Here is a 19,446-nt window from a genome sequence, read left to right as displayed (position 1 = left end):
ATCATGCGAAGCGTGGACACTCTGACACTGCCACGCCAACTGCACCGGACCCAGGATTCCGGGGTGGAACCGACCGCGTTCGCGTTGTTTCAGCAGCGTAACAAGGGAGCGACCGATGGCCGTTGACCCAGCACCAACCCAGGTCACACCCGATGGCCGCGTCGAGCTCCAAGACGTGAGTCCCATCCAGGACAGCCGCTTCTTCAACTCCGAGCTGGCTCCCGTCCCGATCGAGAAGCGGACGTGGACCACGTACAACTTCTTCGCGCTGTGGATGGGCATGGCGCACAACATCCCCAGCTACACGCTGGCCGCGTCGCTCATCGCGATCGGCATGGACTGGGTGCAGGCGTTCCTCACGATCACGCTCGGCAACCTGATCGTGCTGATCCCGATGCTGCTGAACAGCCACGCGGGCACCAAGTACGGCATCCCGTTCCCGGTGTTCGCGCGGGCGTTCTACGGGATCCGCGGGGCGAACCTCGTCGCACTGCTGAGGGCGTTCATCGCGTGCGCGTGGTTCGGCATCCAGACGTGGGTGGGCGGCAAGGCGCTGCACGTGATCATCGGCAAGCTCGCCGGTGACCCGTGGACCAAGGCGCCGCAGATCGCCGGGCAGACGTGGACGCTGTGGCTGTGCTTCTTCGGGTTCTGGGTCGTGCAGATGCTGATCATCTGGCGCGGCATGGACGCGATCCGCCGGTTCGAGAACTGGACGGCGCCGCTCGTCAGCATCGGGTTCCTCGTGCTGCTGGGCTACGTCGTCGGCAAGGCGGGCGGGTTCGGGCCGATCCTGCAGGAGCAGTCGAAGCTCGGCTGGGGCCCGGACTTCTGGAAGCTGTTCTTCCCCGCGCTGATGGGCATGATCGCGTTCTGGTCGACGCTCAGCCTGAACATGCCGGACTTCACCCGGTTCGGTGGGAGTCAGCGCAAGCAGATCACCGGTCAGATCCTGGGTCTGCCGACGACGATGAGCTTCATCGCGATCGTCGCGATCCTGACGACGTCCGGCGCGCAGGCGTTGTACGGCGAGGCGATCTGGGACCCGGCGGACCTGGCGAGCAGGTTCGACAGCACGCTCGTCGTGCTCGTCGCGTTGATCTCGCTGGTGCTGGCGACGATCAGCGCGAACCTCGCGGCGAACGTGGTGAGCCCCAGCTACGACTTCTCCAACGCGTTCCCGAAGAAGATCACGTTCGCGTTCGGCGGGCTGATCACCGGCGTGCTCGGCATCGTCATCCAGCCGTGGCGGCTGATCAGCGACCCGAACATCTACATCTTCGCCTGGCTCGGTTTCTACGGCGGTCTGCTGGCGTCGGTCGCAGGCGTGTTCATCGCCGGGTACTGGGTGATCGGCAAGACCCAACTGCATCTGCAGGACCTCTACGAAGACGGCAGGGGCAGGTACTGGTTCAACGGCGGCTGGAACTGGCGAGCCGTCGTGGCCACCGTCCTCGGCGGCGTGTGCGCCGTCGGCGGTGCGTACGGCGGACCGTTCCCGGCGGACGGCTTGATCCCGTTCCTGAAGTGGGCGTACGACTACAACTGGGTGATCGGCCTGGTCGTCGGGTTCGTCGTGTTCTACGCCCTGTCCGCACGCGAGAAGGAGAACAGGTGAGCAACATCGTCAGGGCCGGCCTGGTTCAGCAGAAGTGGACCGGTGACAAGGAGTCGATGATCGCGAACGCGGTCGAGCACATCCGCGCCGCCGCGTCGCAGGGCGCCCAGGTGGTGTGCCTCCAGGAACTGTTCTACGGCCCGTACTTCTGCCAGGTGCAGGACGCGGACTTCTACTCCTACACCGAGGGCATCCCGGACGGCCCGACCACCGAGCTGATGTGCCAGGTGGCCGAGCAGAACGGCGTCGTGCTCGTCGTGCCGATGTACGAGCAGGAGCAGCCGGGTGTCTACTTCAACACCGCGGCGGTGATCGACGCGGACGGCACGTACCTCGGGAAGTACCGCAAGAACCACATCCCGCAGGTGAAGGGCTTCTGGGAGAAGTTCTACTTCAAGCCGGGCAACCTCGGTTACCCGACGTTCGACACCGCGGTCGGCCGGATCGGCGTCTACATCTGCTACGAGCGGCACTTCCCCGAGGGCTGGCGCGCGCTGGGCCTGGCGGGCGCGAAGATCGTGTTCAACCCGTCGGCGACGTCGCGCAGCCTGTCCGAGTACCTGTGGAAGCTGGAGCAGCCAGCGGCGGCCGTCGCGAACGAGTACTTCGTCGGCGCGATCAACCGCGTCGGCGTGGAACCGCTGGGCGACAACGAGTTCTACGGGCAGACGTACTTCGTCAACCCGCGCGGCCAGCTCGTCGGCGACGCCGCGTCGGACACCGAGGAAGAGGTCGTGGTCCGCGACCTGGACATGGACCTGCTGACCGAGGTGCGCGACGTGTGGGCGTTCTACCGCGACCGCCGCCCCGACACCTACGACAGGCTGGTGCAGCCGTGAGCATCCTGATCCGCAACGGGCTCGTCGTGAACGCGACGGGCACGCACGCCGCCGACGTGCTCGTGCAGGACGAGAAGATCGCGGCGCTGGTCACGCCGGGCTTCCCGCTCGAGGCCGACACGGTGATCGACGCGGCGGGCAAGTACGTCATCCCCGGCGGCATCGACGCGCACACGCACATGGAGATGCCGTTCGGCGGCACCCAGTCCGCGGACACGTTCGAGACCGGCACGACGGCCGCCGCGTGGGGCGGCACGACGACGATCATCGACTTCGCCGTGCAGGCCAAGGGCACCTCGCTGCTGTCCACGATGGACAAGTGGCACGAGAAGGCCGACGGCAACTGCGCGATCGACTACGGGTTCCACATGATCATCTCCGACGTGAACGACGCGTCGCTGAAGGAGATGGAGGCCTGCATCGAGGGCGGCGTGAACAGCTTCAAGATGTTCATGGCCTACCCCGGCGTCTTCTACGCCACCGACGGCGAGATCCTGCGCGCGATGCAGAAGGCGCGCGAGACCGGTTCGACGATCATGATGCACGCCGAGAACGGCATCGCGATCGACCAGCTCGTCGCGCAGGCGCTGGCCGAGGGCAAGGGCGATCCCGTGCAGCACGGGCTGACCCGGCCGCCGGAGCTGGAGGGCGAGGCGACGAACCGCGCGATCCAGCTCGCCAAGGTCACCGGCGCTCCGCTGTACATCGTGCACCTGAGTGCCGCGCAGGCGCTGGACGCGGTGACGGCCGCGCGCGACACCGGGCAGAACGTGTTCGCCGAGACGTGTCCGCAGTACCTGTACCTGTCGCTGGAGGACATGGCGCGGCCCGGCTTCGAGGGCGCGAAGTTCGTCGCCTCTCCCCCGCTGCGCCCCAAGGAGCACCAGGCGACGCTGTGGCGCGGCCTGCGGACCAACGACCTGTCGATCGTGTCGACGGACCACTGCCCGTTCTGCTTCAAGGACCAGAAGCAGCTCGGCGTCGGTGACTTCTCGAAGATCCCGAACGGCATGCCTGGCGTCGAGCACCGGATGGACCTGCTGCACCAGGGTGTGGTGAAGGGCGAGCTGACGGTCAACCGCTGGGTGGAGATCACGTCGACCACCCCGGCGCGGATGTTCGGCCTGTACCCGCGCAAGGGCGTGATCGCGCCGGGCGCGGACGCGGACATCGTGGTCTACGACCCCATCGCCCGGCAGACGATCTCGTCGGAGACGCACCACATGGCCGTCGACTACTCGGCGTACGAGGGCATGGAGGTCACCGGCAAGGTCGACACCGTGCTGTCACGCGGACGGGTGGTCATCGCCGACGGGACGTTCCACGGCGGTGCCGGACACGGCAAGTTCCTTTCGCGAGAACTGAACCAGTACCTGATCTGAAAGGGCTTCGCTCGTGGACTTCGGAGTCGTACTGCAGACCGACCCGCCCGCGTCGGACGTGGTGGCGGGCCTCAAAGCCGCCGAGGACTGCGGTTTCCGCTACGGCTGGACGTTCGACTCGTGCGTGCTGTGGCAGGAGCCGTTCGTCATCTACTCGCAGGTGCTGGCGGCCACGTCGTCGCTGGTCGTCGGGCCGATGGTCACCAACCCGTCCACCCGCGACTGGTCGGTGACGGCATCGCTCTTCGCCACGTTGAACGACATGTTCGGCAACCGCACCGTGTGCGGCATCGGGCGCGGCGACTCGGCGCGGCGGGTGATCGGCCAGAAGCCCGCGTCACTGGCCACGCTCGGATCGGCCATGCACGTGATCAAGGAGCTGGCCGAGGGGCGCGAGGTGGAGCACCACGGCGCTCCCGTGCGCATCCCGTGGGTGCGCAACGGAAAGCTCGAGATCTGGATGGCCGCGTACGGTCCCAAGGCGCTGAAGATGGTCGGTGAGCAGGCCGACGGCTTCATCCTGCAGACCGCGGACCCGGACATCGCCCGGTGGACCATCGGCTCGGTCCGTGCCGCCGCCGCCGACGCCGGCCGGGATCCCTCGGCGATCACGATGTGCGTGGCGGCGCCCGCGTACGTCGGCACGGATCTCGCGCACCAGCGCGACCAGCTGCGGTGGTTCGGCGGCATGGTCGGCAACCACGTCGCGGATCTCGTGTCGCGGTACGGCGACTCCGGTGTCGTGCCGAAGGCGCTGACCGACTACATCAAGGGACGCGAGGGCTACGACTACGCGCACCACGGCAAGGCGGGCAACCCGTCGACCGACTTCGTGCCGGACGAGATCGTCGACCGGTTCTGCCTCGTCGGGCCCGAGCAAGCGCATGTGGACCGCTTGCAGGAGCTGCGGGAGATCGGTGTCGACAACTTCGCGCTGTACCTGATGCACGACGAGAAGGACAAGACGCGGGACGCCTACGGCAGCAGCGTGATCCCCAACGTCTAGCCCGACTTGGGCAGGCCGTGGTTGTCGGACAGCACGGCGACCATGGCCGCCCTGGTCGACACGTCCAGCTTCGCGAAGATCCGGCGCAGGTGCGTCGAGACCGTGTAGAGGCTGATCTCCAGCACGGCCGCGATCATCTTGTTCGTGTGCCCCAACCCCACCATCCTCGCTATTTCCCGCTCACGTGGACTGAGCACGTCGACCGGTTCCGGATTCATCGGCAGCAGCAAGCAGCGGACGCCCAGCTCCTCGGTGTCGAGCAGCGGCACCCCTCCCGACGGCCCCAGCTCGTGCACTCGCCGCACCAGCGCGCGCAGCAGCGCTCTGACCCGGTCGTCCTCCATCACCCCTTGTGGATCCATGAAAACGCCCTCCCCTGGCGTGTGCGGAACCCGTCCCCCCGGACGAAACGCGCAAGGTTCCAGTAACCAGAGTTGCGCAATCCGCCATTCGCCGCGTCCCCGATACGTGTGACACACGTGTGCAGTAGCGCGATCGCACCGCAGGGGAATGTGTGACTTTTCCCAGGTCAGGGCGTGCGGGTGAATGTTCCCAGTCCAGGGAACAGGAGCTGCGAAATGAACCGACAGATGGAATACGAGGAGTTCCTCGGCACCGTCCTGGGTGAAGGCGAGGACGAGCTGGAGGCCGAGGAGGAGCTCGAAGGCGAGTACGAGAGCGAGTTCGAAGACGAACTCGAAGCCCTGATCGGACAGGGCGAGTACGAGGCCGAGTACGAGTTCGAGGACGAGCTGGAGCTCGAGGACGAAGGCGAGGAGTTCTTCAAGAAGATCGGCCGCGGCCTGCGCAAGGTCGGCAGGCTCGCCGGACGCGGACTGAAGGTGCTGCGTCCGTTCGCGAAGATCGCCGCCCCCATGATCGGCACGGCGCTCGGCGGTCCGCTGGGTGGAATCGCGGGCAAGGCGATCGGGTCGTTGCTGGAGAGCGAGCTCGAAGACGAGGCCGAGTTCGAGGAGGAGATGACCCGGCCGGTCAGCGCGAGCCGCGCCCAGGCCGAGGCGTTCGCCGCGAGCGCCGCGCGGAGCGAGTCGGAGAGCGAGGCCGAGGCACTGGTCGGCGCGGCCACGAGCACGTTGCTCGCCAGGCCGGACCGCCGCGCGCTGCGGCAGGTGCACGCGGACCTCGTGTGCGGCGCGTCGGTGCTCGCCGAGCTGTTGCACCGCAACAAGGCCACCCGCCCGTACACCGGTGTCGTCCCGTCCATCGTGGACAGCACGGCGAAGACGCTGACGAAGTACGCCCGCACCGGGCAGCCGCTGACCCGCCAGGTCGTCGGCCACGCCATGGGAGCGCACGCCACGCGGGTGTTCGCCGACCCGCGCGCCACGCAGCAGGCGCTCACCAAGCACGTGCGCGGGGTGCGCAAGGCCCGTCAGCTCGGCATGGTCGCGACCTATCCGGGACCGCTGCGCGCGCCGGTCGTGCCGGGCGCGGTCGCGAAGCAACCGGGCCGCTCGACCGTCCAGGTCACGACGCCGATCCGGGTTCCGGGGCCGAACGGCTCGCGGCTCGTCCGCGTCGTCTCGCACGTCAAGGTGCCCAAGGGAGCCGTACCCGCCGGACGCACCGCGAGCGTCCGCACGGTGGCGCAGAACGAGTTCTAGGAGGGGGAACGCATGAGCCGCAACAGGTACCCGACCATCGACGGCGAGCTGGAGGACGAGCTCGAGTTCGAGTGGGAAGGCGAGTTCGAGGACGAGCTGGAGCTCGAGGACGAGTGCGAGGGCGAGCACGAGTGGGAGGGCGAGTTCGAGGGACTGGTCCGCGAGCTGGAGTTCGAAGACGAGGACGAGCTCGAGTTCGAAGACGAGCTGGAGTTCGAGTTCGAGGACTTCGCGGATCCGAACCTGCGCGCGAGCAGGCTCGGGATCGCCCGCGACGCCGAGCTGATGGCCCACTTCGCCACCCAGGCCGCGAACGCGGAGAGCGAGGCGGAGGCCGAGGCGTTCCTCGGCGCGCTGATCCCGCTGGCCGCGAAGGTGCTGCCCAAGGCGATGCCGGTGATCAGGAAGTTCGGGCCGCAGCTGATCAAGGGGGTCGCGAAGGTCGGCCGCCAGCTGTGGAACCGGCCGGAGACCCGCCAGCTGGTGAAGGCCGTGCCGTCCGCGGTGCTGAAGACCGCGGGTGACCTGGCCGGGCAGTGGGCCGACGGCAAGGACATCAGCGCGCGCCGGGCCATCGGCACGTTCGGCAAGAACATGGCCGACACGCTGGGCGCGGGCAAGTCGGACGCGGTGCGCGCGACGAACCAGCTCAACCGCAGGCACTAGCGCCGCACCACCGGCGGCCGCCGCACCACCACCCAGTCCGGCGGTTACCGCACGCCGCAACGCCGCCGCTGCGGCGGGGCCGCGCGCCGCGCCAGTGTCGCCGGCAGGCGTCGACATGGTCGCTGAGCTCCTCGCGCCGCAGGCACGCCGGACCGGACCGGCGCGCGGCGCCGTCCCGTCGGAACACCTGCGCACCTGGGTGCTCAGCCAGGCGCAGAACGTCACCCGGCACCGGGCCGGGCTGCGCCCGTTTCGCGTCGACGAGTTCGGCGACCCGGCCACCGGGCCGAGCCGGGGCCACGTCCAGGCGGTCAACGCACTGCTCGGCACGCTCCGCACACCGCTCGGCAGGGTCATCGCGGAGCTGAAGGACACCGCCGAGGCCGCCGCCGACGACCCCAGCAGGGAACGGGTCACGGCACTGCTGGAGCTGAAGTCGAAGGCGCACGACTGGGTGCGCGCCACCGAGCAGGTCTGGGACTTCTACCTGGAGCTGTTCGGGCAACGCCAGTCGTCGTTCGCGCCGTGGCTGGTGGCGTGCGACCGCATCGCACTGGACTGCTACCAGTACGCGTACCTCGGTGTGGGCGTGGCGAAGTCGGTTCCGGCGCCGCCACCGTTCGCCTACATGCGCACCGGCTTCTCCCCCGCCACCTATCGGCGCGGGATCCGGCTGAGCAAGATCGGGCGGCAGCTCAACCCGTTCGCGCTGATCCAGCTGCCGTACCACCGGTTGCTGAACCCGTGGACGCTCGGCGCGATCCTGCACGAGGTGAGCCACAACCTGCAGAACGACCTCGGGCTGCAGAAGGTGGTGCCGGTGCGGATCGCCGAGCGGTTGCTCGGCGCGGGGTTGCCGCGGTCGGTCGCGAGCACGTGGACCCGGTGGAATCGCGAGATCTTCGCGGACCTCGCCGGGCTGCTGCTCGGTGGTCCGGGCACGGTCGGGTCGCTGTTCGACGTGGTGGGCCGCTCGCGGCGCCAGACGTTGGGCTACCTGCCCGGCGGCGTCCACCCGACGCCGTACCTGCGCGCGTTCCTGTCCGTCGAGCTGTTGCGGCGCATGGGTTTTCCCGAGGAGGCCGAGCAGTACCGGCGCACGTGGCGCGCGCTCTACCCGGACACGCGGGGATCGGACATCCCGCGGCCGCTGCTGCAGACCGCGCGCACCGCGGTACCGCTCGTGGTGGACGCGTTGTGCCGCACGGAGTTCCCGTCGCTGGGGCACCGCACGCTGATGACGGTGCTGCGCTTCGAACCGAAGGAGCAGGTGATGATCGAGGAGGCGGCGGGCAGGCTCGCCGAGGGCGTCGACCCCGGTGTGCTGCCCGAGCGGTTCCTGATCAGCGCCGTGCGCACCGCGGTGGAACGCGGGCTGGCGAGCCCGGACCGGTTGATGCGCAACTTCTTCACGGAGCTGGGGAGGAGGTCGCGATGAGCGTGCGGACCGAGGTCCCGTTGCTGCGCGAGGCCGTCGCCCGGTTGCACGACTCGTGGCGGGAGCTGATCGTCACGGTCACCGAGGACCGGCCCGCCGGTTGCGGACTGGCCGTCGCCGACGACGTGAGCGACACGATCTCGGACGGTCTGTCCTGGTTGGACAGTGCGTTGCGGACGCTCGACTCCGGGCCCTGTCCGGAGAACGTCTACCGCGCGGCGGTCGAGCTGGAGGCGCTGCGCAGGCGGTACGAGGAGCGCATGCGGTCCTACCTCGCGGTCAGCGACCTGCTGACCGGCATCAGGGGCCACGGACCGGAGTGGCGCGGCTGGGCCGGTTCGGTCATCTCCAGCGGAGCCAGGTGCGCCGAGCCGATGCAGGCCGTGTGCGACGCGCTGATGAGGTGCTGGCGCGAGATCACAGACGAAGGGGGAGGAACACGATGACAAGCAAAGAGCCCGATCGCGGCGCCGCACTCGAGAACCCGCACGACATCGACGCGGCGTTCCCGATCCTCACCAGGGACGTCGGCACGATCTCGTCGTCGTCGACGGAACGCGGCGAGGGCGAGCTCGGCAGGCTGGCCAGCGACGCGATCAGCAGTGTGCTGGGCTGGAAGTTCCGTCCGGGCGATGCCAAGGGGTTCGCGGCGGCGCTGGCGGGGAGCTTCGAGCTCACCCAGGTCGAGGGGCACACGCAAGCGAACTGGAGGCCGCGTGGTTACGCGGTGCAGGCCGATCTCGGTGCGGTGACCGGGGGTCAGGCGTCGCTCGCCGCCCGCGCGCGGACGGCGGTGAAGGACTCGCTGACGCTGCTGGACTCGCTGACGCCGCTGCGGGTGGACTTCGACCCGCAGGACGCCGAGGGTTTCCGCAGTCTCGTCCGCGAGGACATGCAGGCGCTGCTGCGCGAGTTCGAGAGCCCGTTGATCAGGGTGCCGAAGGTGGACCAGCTGTTCGACATGCTGCTGGACCCGCCGCGCGGTGGCGAAGGTGAACCGGACGTCATCACCGACGAGAACGTCGGCGGCCACCTCGGCAGGCTGCGGGACGAGTTCGGCATGATCTCCCGGCTGGTCAACACCATCGAGGAAGAGCGGGTGCAGACCTCGTTCATCACGCTGGTGGACTGGAACGTCGGGCTGTACGACGGGTGGACGCGGGTCAAGCGCAAGATCGACCCGTTCGACCCGGACAACGACAACGGCTTCTTCGGGCCCGCGCTGATCGCGTTGTCGCAGCTGCTCGCCGCGACCGCCGCGCAGGTGGACGAGCTGTGGGTGGCGCTCGACTCGGTGATGATCACCGCGGGTGAGCGCGAGGTGCTCAGGGTGCCGGTTCCCGCGCAGCTCGGCGGGTCGATCACCCTCGGCGGACTGACCCGCTGGGTGCACGAGTTCGCGCTCAACGACGGCAAGAAGATGGCCGAGCTGGGCAAGGACGGCGTGGACAACGCGTTCGTCTTCGTCGCGAGGAGGCTCGAGCGACTGGTGCGGGCGTTGCCGAGGCGCACCACCCCGGTCCCTGCAGAGGACGACACGGTGAGCTTCCGCAACACGCTCCCGGCCGGGTTCTTCAGCAGGCGCGTGCAGGTGGCGATCGACGAGCTGCACGACGACCTGCAGGAGATCGTCCGGATCGCCGAGAACGTGCACCACGAGGACGACGTCGTCCCGCAGTCCAACGGGTCCGCGAAGCTGTCCGACGGCCAGCTCGACGAGCTGGTCGCGCGGCTCAAGGCGGAACTGTCCACACCGAACACACCGCGGTCGCGCGCCAAGCGGTCCGGCAAGTAGGGGGATCGAGATGGCAACCGAGAAGGAGTACAAGGAGCTCTTCGACCGGGTGGCGGCACTGCGCGGGCAGGTCGCCAACAAGCTGGCCGGCGAGCTCACGGTCAACCCGCAGCTCGCGGACTCGCTCATCCGGCAGATCGACGACATGCTGGAGAGCGTCGAGACGGCCGAGCGGGCCAAGCCCGCCGTACCGGACGGAGGTCTCGGCCAGCTCGTCGGCATCGGGCCGGAAGCCGCCGCGACGCTCGGCCAGACCAGCCTGCCGCGCGGGGTGGAGAGCTACGACGAGAACGTCGCGTCCGAACGGATCTACGCGGTCGGCGACCTGTACTACCTGTACCAGCACGAGCGGATCGGCGTGTTCCGCGTGGTGCAGAAGCTGCAGGAGCTGTTCCAGGGCGGTTCGATCCGGCTGTCCGACGGCGTGGGCGCGTTCGGGCTGTACAAGTTCGACCGGCGCGACGTGCTGCGGTACACCAAGCGCGACCGGATCGGCGCGTACCGGCGGATCCTGGGCTACGGCAAGGGATCCGGCGCGGCGAACTCGCGGCCGAACACCGACTTCCACCGGCTGTTCGTGCACCTGAACAACCAGATCGCGTTGTTCTGGCGGGACAAGCGGATCTCGGACGTGATCCGGGCGCGGTCCTACGACCCGAGCTTCGGCAGCATCGCCGTCGTCCGCAGGGCCGGGCTGGACCTCCGCAACAACCTGAAGTTCACCTCCTACGGTCACCTCAACGTGTTGCGCGTCGAGGTCATGCAGCTGCTGGAGGAGGCCTTCAAGATCCTCAACGCCGACGACGTCAAGGACCTGTTCGGCGCGGCCAACGCGTGGGACGTCGTGGACGAGGTCCTGATCCGCTACTTCGACGAGCGGCTCGTCACGTCGCCTCGTCAGCGGATGGGTGTCACCGGACGGCAGGTGCTGCGCTGGCTCGCCGGTCCGCACCTGCTGGAGTCGACCCGTGCGGAGTTCGAGACGCTGCTGCTGGAAGCCGCGGAACCGGCCGAGGAGTGGATCACCTCCGCGCAGTCGCTGCGGGTGGCGGAACGCACCGAGACCGAACGCGTCCTGCCGTGGGACCAGCACCGTCCGGCCGGTGTGGCGACGCCCGCCTCCGAGCGGCCCGCGTACTCGCAGCGCGGTGGGCTCGGCGTCTACAAGGGCAGCGGGCTGGCGACCGCCAACGGGCACAAGCGATGAGTCTCGCGCGGGCGCTGGGATACGCGGCGAGGCACCGGCGACGGTTCGTGCAGGACGTCGCCGACCTCGCGGCCATCCCCAGCGTCAGCGCGGATCCCGCGCACCGCGCGGACGTGCGTCGTGCCGCGGTGTGGCTGACCGGCAGGCTGCGGCGGGCCGGGCTGACCGGTGCGCGGATGGTCTGCACCGGCGGCCATCCGCTCGTGGTGGCCGGTGACCGGCACGCCAGGGTGCTCGTCTACGGGCACTACGACGTGCAGCCGCCGGGGCCGTTGAGGGAGTGGGACTCCCCGCCGTTCCACCCGACGCGGGTCGGGGACCTTCTGGTGGGCAGGGGAACCTCCGACAACAAGGGGCAGCTGCTGACGCACGTCGCCGCGGCCGAGAGCTGGCTGCGCACCGCGGGACGACTGCCGGTGAGCGTGCGGTACGTGTTCGACGGGGAGGAGGAGATCGGCAGCGTGCACACGGCCGGTTTCCTCGACCGGACGCGCCCGGACCTGGTCGTCATCAGCGACACCAGGATGGCCGCCCCGGACGTGCCCGCGTTGACGATCTCGTTGCGCGGCACGGTGAAGCTGACCGTGCTGGCCCGCGGCGCGGACACCGACCTGCACGCGGGCTCGTACGGCGGCGCGGTCGCCCAGCCCGCGCTCGAGCTGTCCCGGTTGCTCGCCGCTCTGGGTGAGCACCCGGTGCTGCGGCCGGCCCGCGACCACACGCGGGGGCCGGCTCTGACCGTCACCGCGTTGCGGGCGGGCACCGGTGCCGGGGTGGTGCCCGCGCGGGCGTTCGCGGCGCTGGACATCCGGCTCGGTGCCGGTCAGCGGCCGGAGGCGGTCGAACGGGAGGTGCGGCGCTTCTTCCGCGAACGCACCCGGTCCGGTGTGCGGATCACTTTGCGCCGCAAGGCTTCCGCGGTGCCGGTCACGCTGGACACTGACGGGTGGGCGGTGCGCGCGGCCGTGCGGGCCTGCCGGCGGGGGTTCGGGCGCTCCCCCGCGCTGACCAGGTCCGGGGGCACCATCCCGGTGGTCGGCCGCTTCGCCGAACGCGGCATCCCGGTGCTGCTGCTGGGTTTCGCGCTCCCCGACGACCGCATGCACGCGCCGAACGAACGCCTCTCGCTGCGCGCTTTCGCCCGTGGTGTCGACACCGCCACGGCGCTGCTGCACGAGCTGGCCAGTTGATCGCACAACAGGGGGAAGGACAAGACCATGCAGGTTCTCGACTACTCAGCGGGATTTCCGGGAGCGGCCGCCATCGCCGCGGACGGCTACGGCGGCGCCGTCCGCTACATCGGCTTCCCGAACAACAGGAAGTGCACCACGGCGGAGGAGCTCGCCGACTTCACCGAGCACGAGCTCGGGATGGCACTGGTCTACGAGCACACCGCGGGCGACTGGCGCGCGGGGTTCGACGGCGGCCAGGCCGCCGCGCGCATCGCGCGCGACCACGCCGACGCCATCGGCTTCCCCGAGGACCGTCCGATCTACTTCGCGGTGGACCAGGACGTCGTGCACGAGCACGAGTTCGTGGCCGCCATGGAGTACCTGCGCGGGGCGAGCGACGTGCTCGGCGTCGAGAACGTCGGTGTGTACGGCGAGCACGACGTGGTCGCGCGCGCCGCCGACGAGGGCGTGGCCACCTGGTTCTGGCAGTGCCGCGCCTGGTCCGGCACGCCGGTGCGGTACTTCGACGGCAGGCACCTCTACCAGCAGGCCTCGCCGCAGCCCCACGTCGGCGGCGTGCAGTGCGACGTCAACGAGGTCCTCACCGACGACTGGGGCCAGCACGACGCCGAGCGCGAGGAGGTCAACGAGGAGCACGAGCGCATCCGCGAGGCGATCGAGCTGCTCCAGCAGATCGTGGGTGACGGCGAAGAGGAGGAAGAGGAAGAGGAGTCGGACGAGCCCGACGAGGAGGCGTTCGACGGGGCGATCACCCACAGCGAGGCGAAGGTCGTCGACGCGCTGCGCGATCTCGCCACCGGCGCGGCAGACGTGTCCGTGCTCGCGAAAGCACTGGCACCACTGCTCCCCACCGGTCTGACAGCCGAGGAGATCGCCGACGCCCTCAGCGCCGAACTCGCCGCCTGACCGGTCACGCCGGAGGTGCGCCGCGCAAACGCCGCACCTCCGCGACGAGCCGCTGCACATCAGCGGGGGCGTGCGCGACGAACTCGACGAGCGCGTCGAGGCGGGCGGCCGGAGTCGCCGACGGCGTGCCGGTCACGTCGACGTACAGGTCGAGGTCGAGGTCGCCTTCAGCGTCGAGGCGCACGAAGCTGCTCCCGCTGAAGGCGTCGCGGCCCTCGAGGAAGTCGACCCACGGCAGCGGTGCGTGGGCGAGCGCGGCCGAGGCGCGCCGCTCGATCTCGGCGAGCTCGGCGTCGGGGATGTCGGTCATGGACCAAGCATGCCTCGTGGGGCACGGATGATCTAGCGAACCGTGCGGATCCTTCCATCCCACGACCCGTCCACGAGGGACGGCAGGAACTCCGCCAGCTGCCGGGGATAGATGGTGTCCTCAGTGGACGAGAGGTCGGCGGCGCTCCACCACCGGTACTGCTTGACCGTCGCCAGCTCGACCGCGTTGAACCCCGAGGTGTCGACCTCGTGCGCGTCGACGGCGGCGTGGAAGAACCACTCCTCGGCGTCGAAGGTCTCGCCGTCGAAGCTGAACACCGCGCGCCGCCGCCACACCGGACCGACGAGCTGGTCCGGTGACAGCGAAAGCCCGGTCTCCTCGAACGCCTCGCGCAGCGCGGCGTCGGGCAGCGACTCCCCCTGCTCGACCCCGCCACCCACGGTGAACCAGAAGAGCTCCTGCGGCCGCGCCGGATCATGCCCCTGGAACAACAACACGCGCCCGGAAGCGTCCGTCAGGACGATCCGCGCGGACGGCCGGGGCGTGATCGCGGCGGCCGCGACCTCCTCGACCGGCTCGGCGATCTCGAAGTAGGACGGCTGGGGCGCGGTGCCGGACAGCTTCAGCCACCGCACCACGCGCCGGCGTCGCTGCACCAGCGTGTCGCGCACCGCGTCGTTGTGCACGCGCCGCGCCAGCACCACCCGCTGCTCCGCATCCGCCAGCTCCGCGGCCAGCGCGGGTGGCAGGGACGAACGATCAACGGCGCCCAAGGCCCGGCTGAGGTCGTTCTCGGCCGACTCCCGCGCCACCCGCGGGGAGCTCTCGGCCCGATCAGCGACCAGCGAAAGCCCCTGGTCCAGCAGGGCGCGCGTGACCACGGCACGCCGGGCGAGCGCGGCGTCCAAGGCCGCCCAGGCGGCATCGGTGCGCACGTGCAGGCGGTCGAGCCGGTTCGCGATGCTCAGCAGCCACGGGCCGATCAGCACGGCCAGGCCCAGCACGGTGATCAGGGTGGGGATCACGCCTGGCCCACCCGCCGCGGGTTGGCCGCCATGGCCGAGTCGTACACGCGCAACACCTGGCCCGCCACGACGGACCAGTCGAACGACTGCACCCGCTGCCGCGCGTTCTCCACGAGATCGAGCCGGCGTTGCTCGTCCTGCAACAACTCCCGCAACCCGGAGGCCAGCGCGGCCGAGTCGCCGACGGGGAACAGCACGCCCGCCTTGCCGTCGTCCAGCACCCGCCGGAACGCGTCGATGTCGCTCGCCGCGACGGCGGCACCCGCGGCCATCGCCTCGGTCAGGATGATCCCGAAGCTCTCGCCACCGGTGTTGGGCGCGCAGTAGACGTCGACGCTGCGCAGCACCCGCGCCTTCTCCTCGTCGGACACCTGGCCCAGCAGGTCGATCCGCGACGCCAGCTCAGTACCCGCCGACGACAGCAGCTCGTCCGAGTCCCCGCGGCCCACGACCAGCAGCCGCAGCTCCGGCATCTCCGCGGCCAGCGTGCGGAACGCCTCCAGCAGCACCGGCATCCCCTTGCGGGGCTCGGTGAACCGGCCGACGAACCCGACCGTCCGACCGGCGCGCGGATAGCCCTCCAGCGGAGCGGCGCCGGTGAAGAACCCGACGTCCACGCCGTTGGGGATCTCGACCGCGTCGCCACCGAGGTGCTCGACCTGCACGCGGCGCGCCAGTGCGGACACCGCGATCCGCGCGGTGATCTTCTCCAGGAACGGCTGCAGCACGCCCTGGAACGCGGACAGCATCTTCGAGCGCTGGGTGGACGTGTGGAAGGTGGCCACGATCGGCCCGTCCGCGACCACCAGCGCGAGGAAGGCCAGTGACGGCGCGGTCGGCTCGTGCAGGTGCAGCACGTCGAAGTCGTGCTCGGCGATCCAGCGGCGCACGCGCGCGTAGGACACCGGGCCGAACGAAAGCCGCGCCACGGAACCGTTGTACCGGATCGCGACCGCGCGACCGGCGGGCGTCACGAACGACGGCAGCTGCTGCTCGTCGTCGGCGGGCGCCAGCACGTCGACCGTGTGCCCCAGCGAGATCAGCGCCCGTGCCAGGTCGATCACGTGCGCCTGCACCCCGCCGGGAACATCGAGGGAGTACGGGCAGACGATGCCGACCTTCACGAGGCGCGCCTCCGTGCCAGTGCGCGGCGTCGTGACTCGGGCAGGTCGGCGAGCCACAGCTTCTGCAGCATGTGCCAGTCCGCGGGGTGCGTGGCGATGTCGGCGGCGAACACGTCCGCGAGTGCCTGCGTGGCGCCCGCGACGCCCGCGGTGCTCGTGACGCGGATCGGCGGGTGGATGCGGAAACCCCAGCCGTCCCTGGTGAACCAGCACCCGACGGGCAACAGCGCGGCGCCGGTCGTCGCCGCCAGGTGCGCGGGGCCGGCGGGCATCAGGGTCTGCTCGCCGAAGAACGTCACCGGCACACCGCTCGACGTCAGGTCGCGGTCGCCCAGCAGGCACACCACGCGGTTCGCGCGCAGGCGCTCGGCCAGCACCGCGGCCGGCGGGCGGTCGCCGCCGTTCAACGGCAGCACCTCGAAGCCCAGCGTCTCGCGGAACTCGACGAAACGGCGGTACAGCGACTCGGGCTTGAGCCGCTCGGCGACCGTCGTGAACGTGCCGGAGTGCCCGACGAGCCACACGCCCGCCATGTCCCAGTTGCCGCTGTGCGGCAGCGCGACGACCGCGCCCGCACCGTCGGCCAGCGCGGCGTCGAGGTTCTCCTGGCCGGTGACCAGCGCGTCGCACGACTCGTAGACGGCGTCGAGGTCCATCGACGGCAGGCGGAACGCCTCGCACCAGTAGCGCGCGTACGAGCGCAGCGACTCGCGGACGAGGTCGTCCAGCTCCTCCTCGCCCGCCTGCGGCACCACGCGGCGCAGGTTCGCGCGCAGCTGCTGCACGCTCGGACCGCCGCGCCGAGCCGCGTGATCGGCACCGAAGCGGAACAGGCCGCGCGCCCAGCTCTCCGGCAGCATCCGGACCACGCGCCAGCCGGCCGCGTACCCGAGCGTCGCGAGGCTCATGGACCGACCTCCCGCGCGGACCTGCGGACGGAGACCAGGCGCTGGATGATCGTGACGACGACCAGCACGGCGAGGATCCACATCGAGATGGCCAGCAGGTGCGGCACGCCGAGGTCCTGGAACCCGGCTCCGACCAGGGCGATGATGAAGCGCTCCGCGCGTTCGGCGAGACCACCGTCCGCGTTGAGACCGGACGCCTCGGCGCGCGCCTTCACGTACGAGATGACCTCGGCACCGACGACCACGATGCACCCGGCGAACGCGGTCGCCTTGTCGCCGGAGGCGAACGCGAACCACATCAGGGAGCAGTAGACGGCACCGTCGACGATCCGGTCGCAGGTCGCGTCGAGCACCGCACCGAACTTCGTCCCACCGCCCTGCGCTCTGGCCATGGCGCCGTCGATGAGGTCGAGCAGCACGCAGGCGGTCACCAGCGCGGAACCCAGGAACAGCTGCCCGCGCGGCAGGAACCACACGGCGCAGCCGACGGCGGCGGCGGAGCCGGCGACGGTCACCGCGTTCGGCGTGAGGCCGCGTGCGACCAGCCACGCCCCGATCGGGTCGGTGACGCGCGAGACCGATTCACGAGCGAAGATGTTCAGCATGGCGAACCGCAGCCTAGCTGGGCTGCTGTTTCCCCCGACCCGCGACTCCGGCGAACCGAGCATTCGGCCCCTCCCGCGAGGCTGTGGCCTCGCGCCGTCAGGAAGGAGGAGCGGAACGCTGCTCAGCCGAGACGCCGGTGATCCTCCGAGATCCGGCCGAGGAGCCCTTGCAGCTCCTCACCGCGCACCGCGAGCCGTTCGAGCCTGCCGAACAGGCTCAGGTACTCGCGGACGTCGAGCGGATCCGTGATCGTGGCGTTGCCGGTGAGCACGCTCACCGTCACGACCCTTTCGTCGTAGACGTGGAACCCGTGCAGCGCCACGATGTTGGCGTCCGCGGTCCACGGCACGACACCGAGCCGGACGTTGGGGCGGCGGAGTGTTGCTGCTAGGTGATCGATCTGCTCGCACATCAGCTCGGCGGACCCCATCCTCCAGCGCAGCGCGCTTTCGGTGACGAGGAACACGAACTGCTTGGCGAGGTCGTCGAGCCTGGCGCGGCGGATGCGCAGTGCGGCGACGGCTGCCTCCTGCTCCTGCGGCGGCATCGTGGCGAGCACGACCCGCAAGTAGCTCTCGCTCTGCAGGAGCGACGGTACGAGGTTGGTCTGGAAGAACCTGCTCGTGGCTGCCCGCGCCTCTACGCGGCTGATCGTTTGCTGATGCCGGTGCGCACCTCGGTGCAGCACGACGCGACGGGTTTCCGCCTCGGCGTGCAGTGATCTGGCGAGTTCGACCAGTTCGACCCTCGTCTCCCTGGTCGCGGCGAGTTCCGCGACCAGGCGCTCGACGTCGGTCACCGACGGGAGCAGCATGCCGTTCTCGATCTTCGACAGCTTGGACTGGCTCATCCCGGTGGCACGAGCGGTCGCCGTGCCGGTCATCTTCGCCTCGGTGCGCAGCCGACGTAACTCTCGCGACAGCCGTTCTCTCGCTAATCGCGAACGTTCGGGTGCGGTCATGTTTCGCACCGTAACCGTCTGTGCACGCTCAGACGATCGGCCATCGGCGGGGTATTGGTCCCCCGATCGCGGCGACCGGGTGATCTACAGCACGGCTCACACCGCGACCGCGAACCGGTTGGGCACAAGCCTCTCCGCCCCCGCGTCGACCGCGTCGACGATCTGGTTCGCGACGTCCTCAGCGGACAGAGCCACGTTGATCAGGCTGTTTTCGCCTTCCAGCAACCGGGTGCGCACGGGGCCTGGGCACACGAGCATCACGCCGACCTTCGGCGCGCGAGTGGCCAGTTCGGCGCGCAGCGACTCGGTGAGGCCGACGACGGCGTGCTTGCTCGCCGAGTAGTCACCCATCAGGGCGACGGCCGACTGCCCGAGCACCGACGACACGTTCGTGATGTGGCCGCGACCGCGCGTGATCAGTTCGGGCACAAACACCTTGATCACGTTGAACACGCCGTCGAGGTTGACGCCCATGGTCCGGCGCCAGTCGGACGCCTCCAGCTCCCACACGGGCCTCTTGGGGCCGATGACGCCCGCGTTGTTGATGACGAGGTCGACCCGCCCGTAGTGCGCGATCGCCCGGTCGAGCAGCCGTTCGACCTCACTCAGATCGGTGACGTCCGTCGGCACGGCCAGCACGTCCCCACCGAAGAACTGCAGCTCCACCTCGGCGACGCGCAGACACGCCTCCTCGACGTCGGCCATGACGACCTTGACGCCCGCGGCGACGAGACGAGCGACGAGAGCCCTGCCGATGCCGTTGGCGGCACCGGTGACGACGGCAACCTGACCGGGTCGGATTCGCATGGCAAGCACACGACAGGACGCCCGTACGGGTTCGAACGATGCGGCGCAGGTCACACCACCGCGGCGCGA

The 19,446-nt window shown here is 69.8% G+C and carries 20 protein-coding genes; 12 read left to right on the top strand and 8 right to left on the bottom strand.

Going from position 1 to position 19,446, the window contains the following annotated elements; translation table 11 throughout:
• Positions 1-115 precede the first annotated feature (115 nt).
• The 4 genes from FKR81_RS13390 to FKR81_RS13375 are packed head-to-tail and all read left to right on the top strand — an operon-like array spanning position 116 to position 4,845.
• Entirely contained in the window at positions 116-1,618 is a 1,503-nt protein-coding gene (locus tag FKR81_RS13390) for an NCS1 family nucleobase:cation symporter-1 (RefSeq protein WP_146351667.1), read from the top strand.
• Entirely contained in the window at positions 1,615-2,457 is an 843-nt protein-coding gene (locus FKR81_RS13385) for a nitrilase-related carbon-nitrogen hydrolase (RefSeq protein ID WP_146351665.1), read from the top strand. Before FKR81_RS13390 ends, FKR81_RS13385 begins: the two co-directional genes overlap by 4 nt.
• A complete protein-coding gene (gene hydA / locus FKR81_RS13380) occupies positions 2,454-3,839 on the top strand; it encodes a dihydropyrimidinase (protein ID WP_146351663.1) in 1,386 nt (461 codons plus the stop codon). The genes FKR81_RS13385 and hydA overlap by 4 nt, the downstream gene beginning before the upstream one ends.
• A 13-nt stretch (positions 3,840-3,852) precedes the next feature.
• A complete protein-coding gene (locus FKR81_RS13375) occupies positions 3,853-4,845 on the top strand; it encodes a TIGR03842 family LLM class F420-dependent oxidoreductase (RefSeq protein ID WP_146351661.1) in 993 nt (330 codons plus the stop codon).
• Here the strand turns inward: FKR81_RS13375 and FKR81_RS13370 are convergent.
• A complete protein-coding gene (locus tag FKR81_RS13370; protein WP_146351659.1) occupies positions 4,842-5,207 on the bottom strand; it encodes a helix-turn-helix domain-containing protein in 366 nt (121 codons plus the stop codon). The two genes, FKR81_RS13375 and FKR81_RS13370, sit on opposite strands and share 4 nt — an antisense overlap.
• 216 nt (positions 5,208-5,423) lie before the next feature.
• On the opposite strand from FKR81_RS13370, the gene FKR81_RS13360 reads away from it, so the two are divergent.
• The 8 genes from FKR81_RS13360 to FKR81_RS13320 all read left to right on the top strand — a co-directional run bounded on the left by FKR81_RS13360 (position 5,424) and on the right by FKR81_RS13320 (position 13,675).
• The gene (locus FKR81_RS13360; protein WP_186762954.1) at positions 5,424-6,470 is read left to right on the top strand and encodes a hypothetical protein; all 1,047 of its coding nucleotides are present in this window, start codon (positions 5,424-5,426) and stop codon (positions 6,468-6,470) included.
• Positions 6,471-6,482: 12 nt separating this feature from the next.
• Positions 6,483-7,136 carry a hypothetical protein gene (locus FKR81_RS43555; protein ID WP_186762953.1) on the top strand — a complete coding sequence of 218 codons (654 nt, stop codon included), beginning with the start codon at positions 6,483-6,485 and terminating at the stop codon, positions 7,134-7,136.
• Positions 7,137-7,251: 115 nt separating this feature from the next.
• Positions 7,252-8,574, top strand: coding sequence for a hypothetical protein (locus FKR81_RS13345; protein WP_146351651.1), 1,323 nt, complete (start codon positions 7,252-7,254; stop codon positions 8,572-8,574).
• Positions 8,571-9,020, top strand: coding sequence for a hypothetical protein (locus tag FKR81_RS13340; RefSeq protein ID WP_146351649.1), 450 nt, complete (start codon positions 8,571-8,573; stop codon positions 9,018-9,020). The genes FKR81_RS13345 and FKR81_RS13340 overlap by 4 nt, the downstream gene beginning before the upstream one ends.
• Positions 9,017-10,369, top strand: a complete 1,353-nt coding sequence (locus FKR81_RS13335) for a hypothetical protein (protein ID WP_146351647.1) — start codon at positions 9,017-9,019, stop codon at positions 10,367-10,369. The genes FKR81_RS13340 and FKR81_RS13335 overlap by 4 nt, the downstream gene beginning before the upstream one ends.
• Before the next feature lie 10 nt (positions 10,370-10,379).
• Positions 10,380-11,576 carry a hypothetical protein gene (locus FKR81_RS13330; RefSeq protein ID WP_235921517.1) on the top strand — a complete coding sequence of 399 codons (1,197 nt, stop codon included), beginning with the start codon at positions 10,380-10,382 and terminating at the stop codon, positions 11,574-11,576.
• On the top strand, positions 11,573-12,766 hold the full coding sequence (locus tag FKR81_RS13325; protein ID WP_146351645.1) for a M20/M25/M40 family metallo-hydrolase: 1,194 nt from the start codon (positions 11,573-11,575) through the stop codon (positions 12,764-12,766). The genes FKR81_RS13330 and FKR81_RS13325 overlap by 4 nt, the downstream gene beginning before the upstream one ends.
• Positions 12,767-12,793: 27 nt before the next feature.
• The gene (locus tag FKR81_RS13320; protein ID WP_146351643.1) at positions 12,794-13,675 is read left to right on the top strand and encodes a glycoside hydrolase domain-containing protein; all 882 of its coding nucleotides are present in this window, start codon (positions 12,794-12,796) and stop codon (positions 13,673-13,675) included.
• Between the two features lie 4 nt (positions 13,676-13,679).
• Here FKR81_RS13320 and FKR81_RS13315 read toward each other — a convergent pair whose 3' ends face one another.
• From FKR81_RS13315 to FKR81_RS13285, 7 genes are all read right to left on the bottom strand, one after another.
• On the bottom strand, positions 13,680-13,985 hold the full coding sequence (locus FKR81_RS13315; protein WP_146351641.1) for a hypothetical protein: 306 nt from the start codon (positions 13,983-13,985) through the stop codon (positions 13,680-13,682).
• Between the two features lie 32 nt (positions 13,986-14,017).
• The gene (locus FKR81_RS13310; protein ID WP_146351639.1) at positions 14,018-14,971 is read right to left on the bottom strand and encodes an NUDIX hydrolase; all 954 of its coding nucleotides are present in this window, start codon (positions 14,969-14,971) and stop codon (positions 14,018-14,020) included.
• On the bottom strand, positions 14,968-16,095 hold the full coding sequence (locus FKR81_RS13305; RefSeq protein ID WP_146351637.1) for a glycosyltransferase family 4 protein: 1,128 nt from the start codon (positions 16,093-16,095) through the stop codon (positions 14,968-14,970). The genes FKR81_RS13310 and FKR81_RS13305 overlap by 4 nt, the downstream gene beginning before the upstream one ends.
• A complete protein-coding gene (locus tag FKR81_RS13300) occupies positions 16,092-17,003 on the bottom strand; it encodes a phosphatidylinositol mannoside acyltransferase (RefSeq protein ID WP_146351635.1) in 912 nt (303 codons plus the stop codon). The genes FKR81_RS13305 and FKR81_RS13300 overlap by 4 nt, the downstream gene beginning before the upstream one ends.
• Positions 17,000-17,608: a phosphatidylinositol phosphate synthase gene (gene pgsA / locus FKR81_RS13295; RefSeq protein WP_146351633.1), complete on the bottom strand. Its 609-nt coding sequence runs from the start codon at positions 17,606-17,608 to the stop codon at positions 17,000-17,002. Before pgsA ends, FKR81_RS13300 begins: the two co-directional genes overlap by 4 nt.
• Positions 17,609-17,730: 122 nt before the next feature.
• A complete protein-coding gene (locus FKR81_RS13290; RefSeq protein WP_146351630.1) occupies positions 17,731-18,570 on the bottom strand; it encodes a helix-turn-helix domain-containing protein in 840 nt (279 codons plus the stop codon).
• A gap of 96 nt (positions 18,571-18,666) precedes the next feature.
• Positions 18,667-19,377: an SDR family NAD(P)-dependent oxidoreductase gene (locus FKR81_RS13285; RefSeq protein ID WP_146351627.1), complete on the bottom strand. Its 711-nt coding sequence runs from the start codon at positions 19,375-19,377 to the stop codon at positions 18,667-18,669.
• Between the last annotated feature and the right edge of the window lie 69 nt (positions 19,378-19,446).

This window comes from Lentzea tibetensis, from assembly GCF_007845675.1.
GTDB classification, from domain to species: domain Bacteria; phylum Actinomycetota; class Actinomycetes; order Mycobacteriales; family Pseudonocardiaceae; genus Lentzea; species Lentzea tibetensis.
This window is presented reverse-complemented; position numbering and strand designations above follow the sequence as displayed.

Coding starts and splice junctions, on each gene's coding strand:
- FKR81_RS13320 (WP_146351643.1), top strand. CDS start 12,794: ATGCAGGTTCTCGACTACTCAGCGGGATTTCCGGGAGCGGCCGCCATC.
- FKR81_RS43555 (WP_186762953.1), top strand. CDS start 6,483: ATGAGCCGCAACAGGTACCCGACCATCGACGGCGAGCTGGAGGACGAG.
- FKR81_RS13345 (WP_146351651.1), top strand. CDS start 7,252: ATGGTCGCTGAGCTCCTCGCGCCGCAGGCACGCCGGACCGGACCGGCG.
- FKR81_RS13330 (WP_235921517.1), top strand. CDS start 10,380: ATGGCAACCGAGAAGGAGTACAAGGAGCTCTTCGACCGGGTGGCGGCA.
- FKR81_RS13300 (WP_146351635.1), bottom strand. CDS start 17,003: ATGAGCCTCGCGACGCTCGGGTACGCGGCCGGCTGGCGCGTGGTCCGG.
- FKR81_RS13285 (WP_146351627.1), bottom strand. CDS start 19,377: ATGCGAATCCGACCCGGTCAGGTTGCCGTCGTCACCGGTGCCGCCAAC.
- FKR81_RS13340 (WP_146351649.1), top strand. CDS start 8,571: ATGAGCGTGCGGACCGAGGTCCCGTTGCTGCGCGAGGCCGTCGCCCGG.
- FKR81_RS13390 (WP_146351667.1), top strand. CDS start 116: ATGGCCGTTGACCCAGCACCAACCCAGGTCACACCCGATGGCCGCGTC.
- FKR81_RS13290 (WP_146351630.1), bottom strand. CDS start 18,570: ATGACCGCACCCGAACGTTCGCGATTAGCGAGAGAACGGCTGTCGCGA.
- FKR81_RS13360 (WP_186762954.1), top strand. CDS start 5,424: ATGAACCGACAGATGGAATACGAGGAGTTCCTCGGCACCGTCCTGGGT.
- FKR81_RS13335 (WP_146351647.1), top strand. CDS start 9,017: ATGACAAGCAAAGAGCCCGATCGCGGCGCCGCACTCGAGAACCCGCAC.
- FKR81_RS13325 (WP_146351645.1), top strand. CDS start 11,573: ATGAGTCTCGCGCGGGCGCTGGGATACGCGGCGAGGCACCGGCGACGG.
- pgsA (WP_146351633.1), bottom strand. CDS start 17,608: ATGCTGAACATCTTCGCTCGTGAATCGGTCTCGCGCGTCACCGACCCG.
- FKR81_RS13315 (WP_146351641.1), bottom strand. CDS start 13,985: ATGACCGACATCCCCGACGCCGAGCTCGCCGAGATCGAGCGGCGCGCC.
- FKR81_RS13370 (WP_146351659.1), bottom strand. CDS start 5,207: ATGGATCCACAAGGGGTGATGGAGGACGACCGGGTCAGAGCGCTGCTG.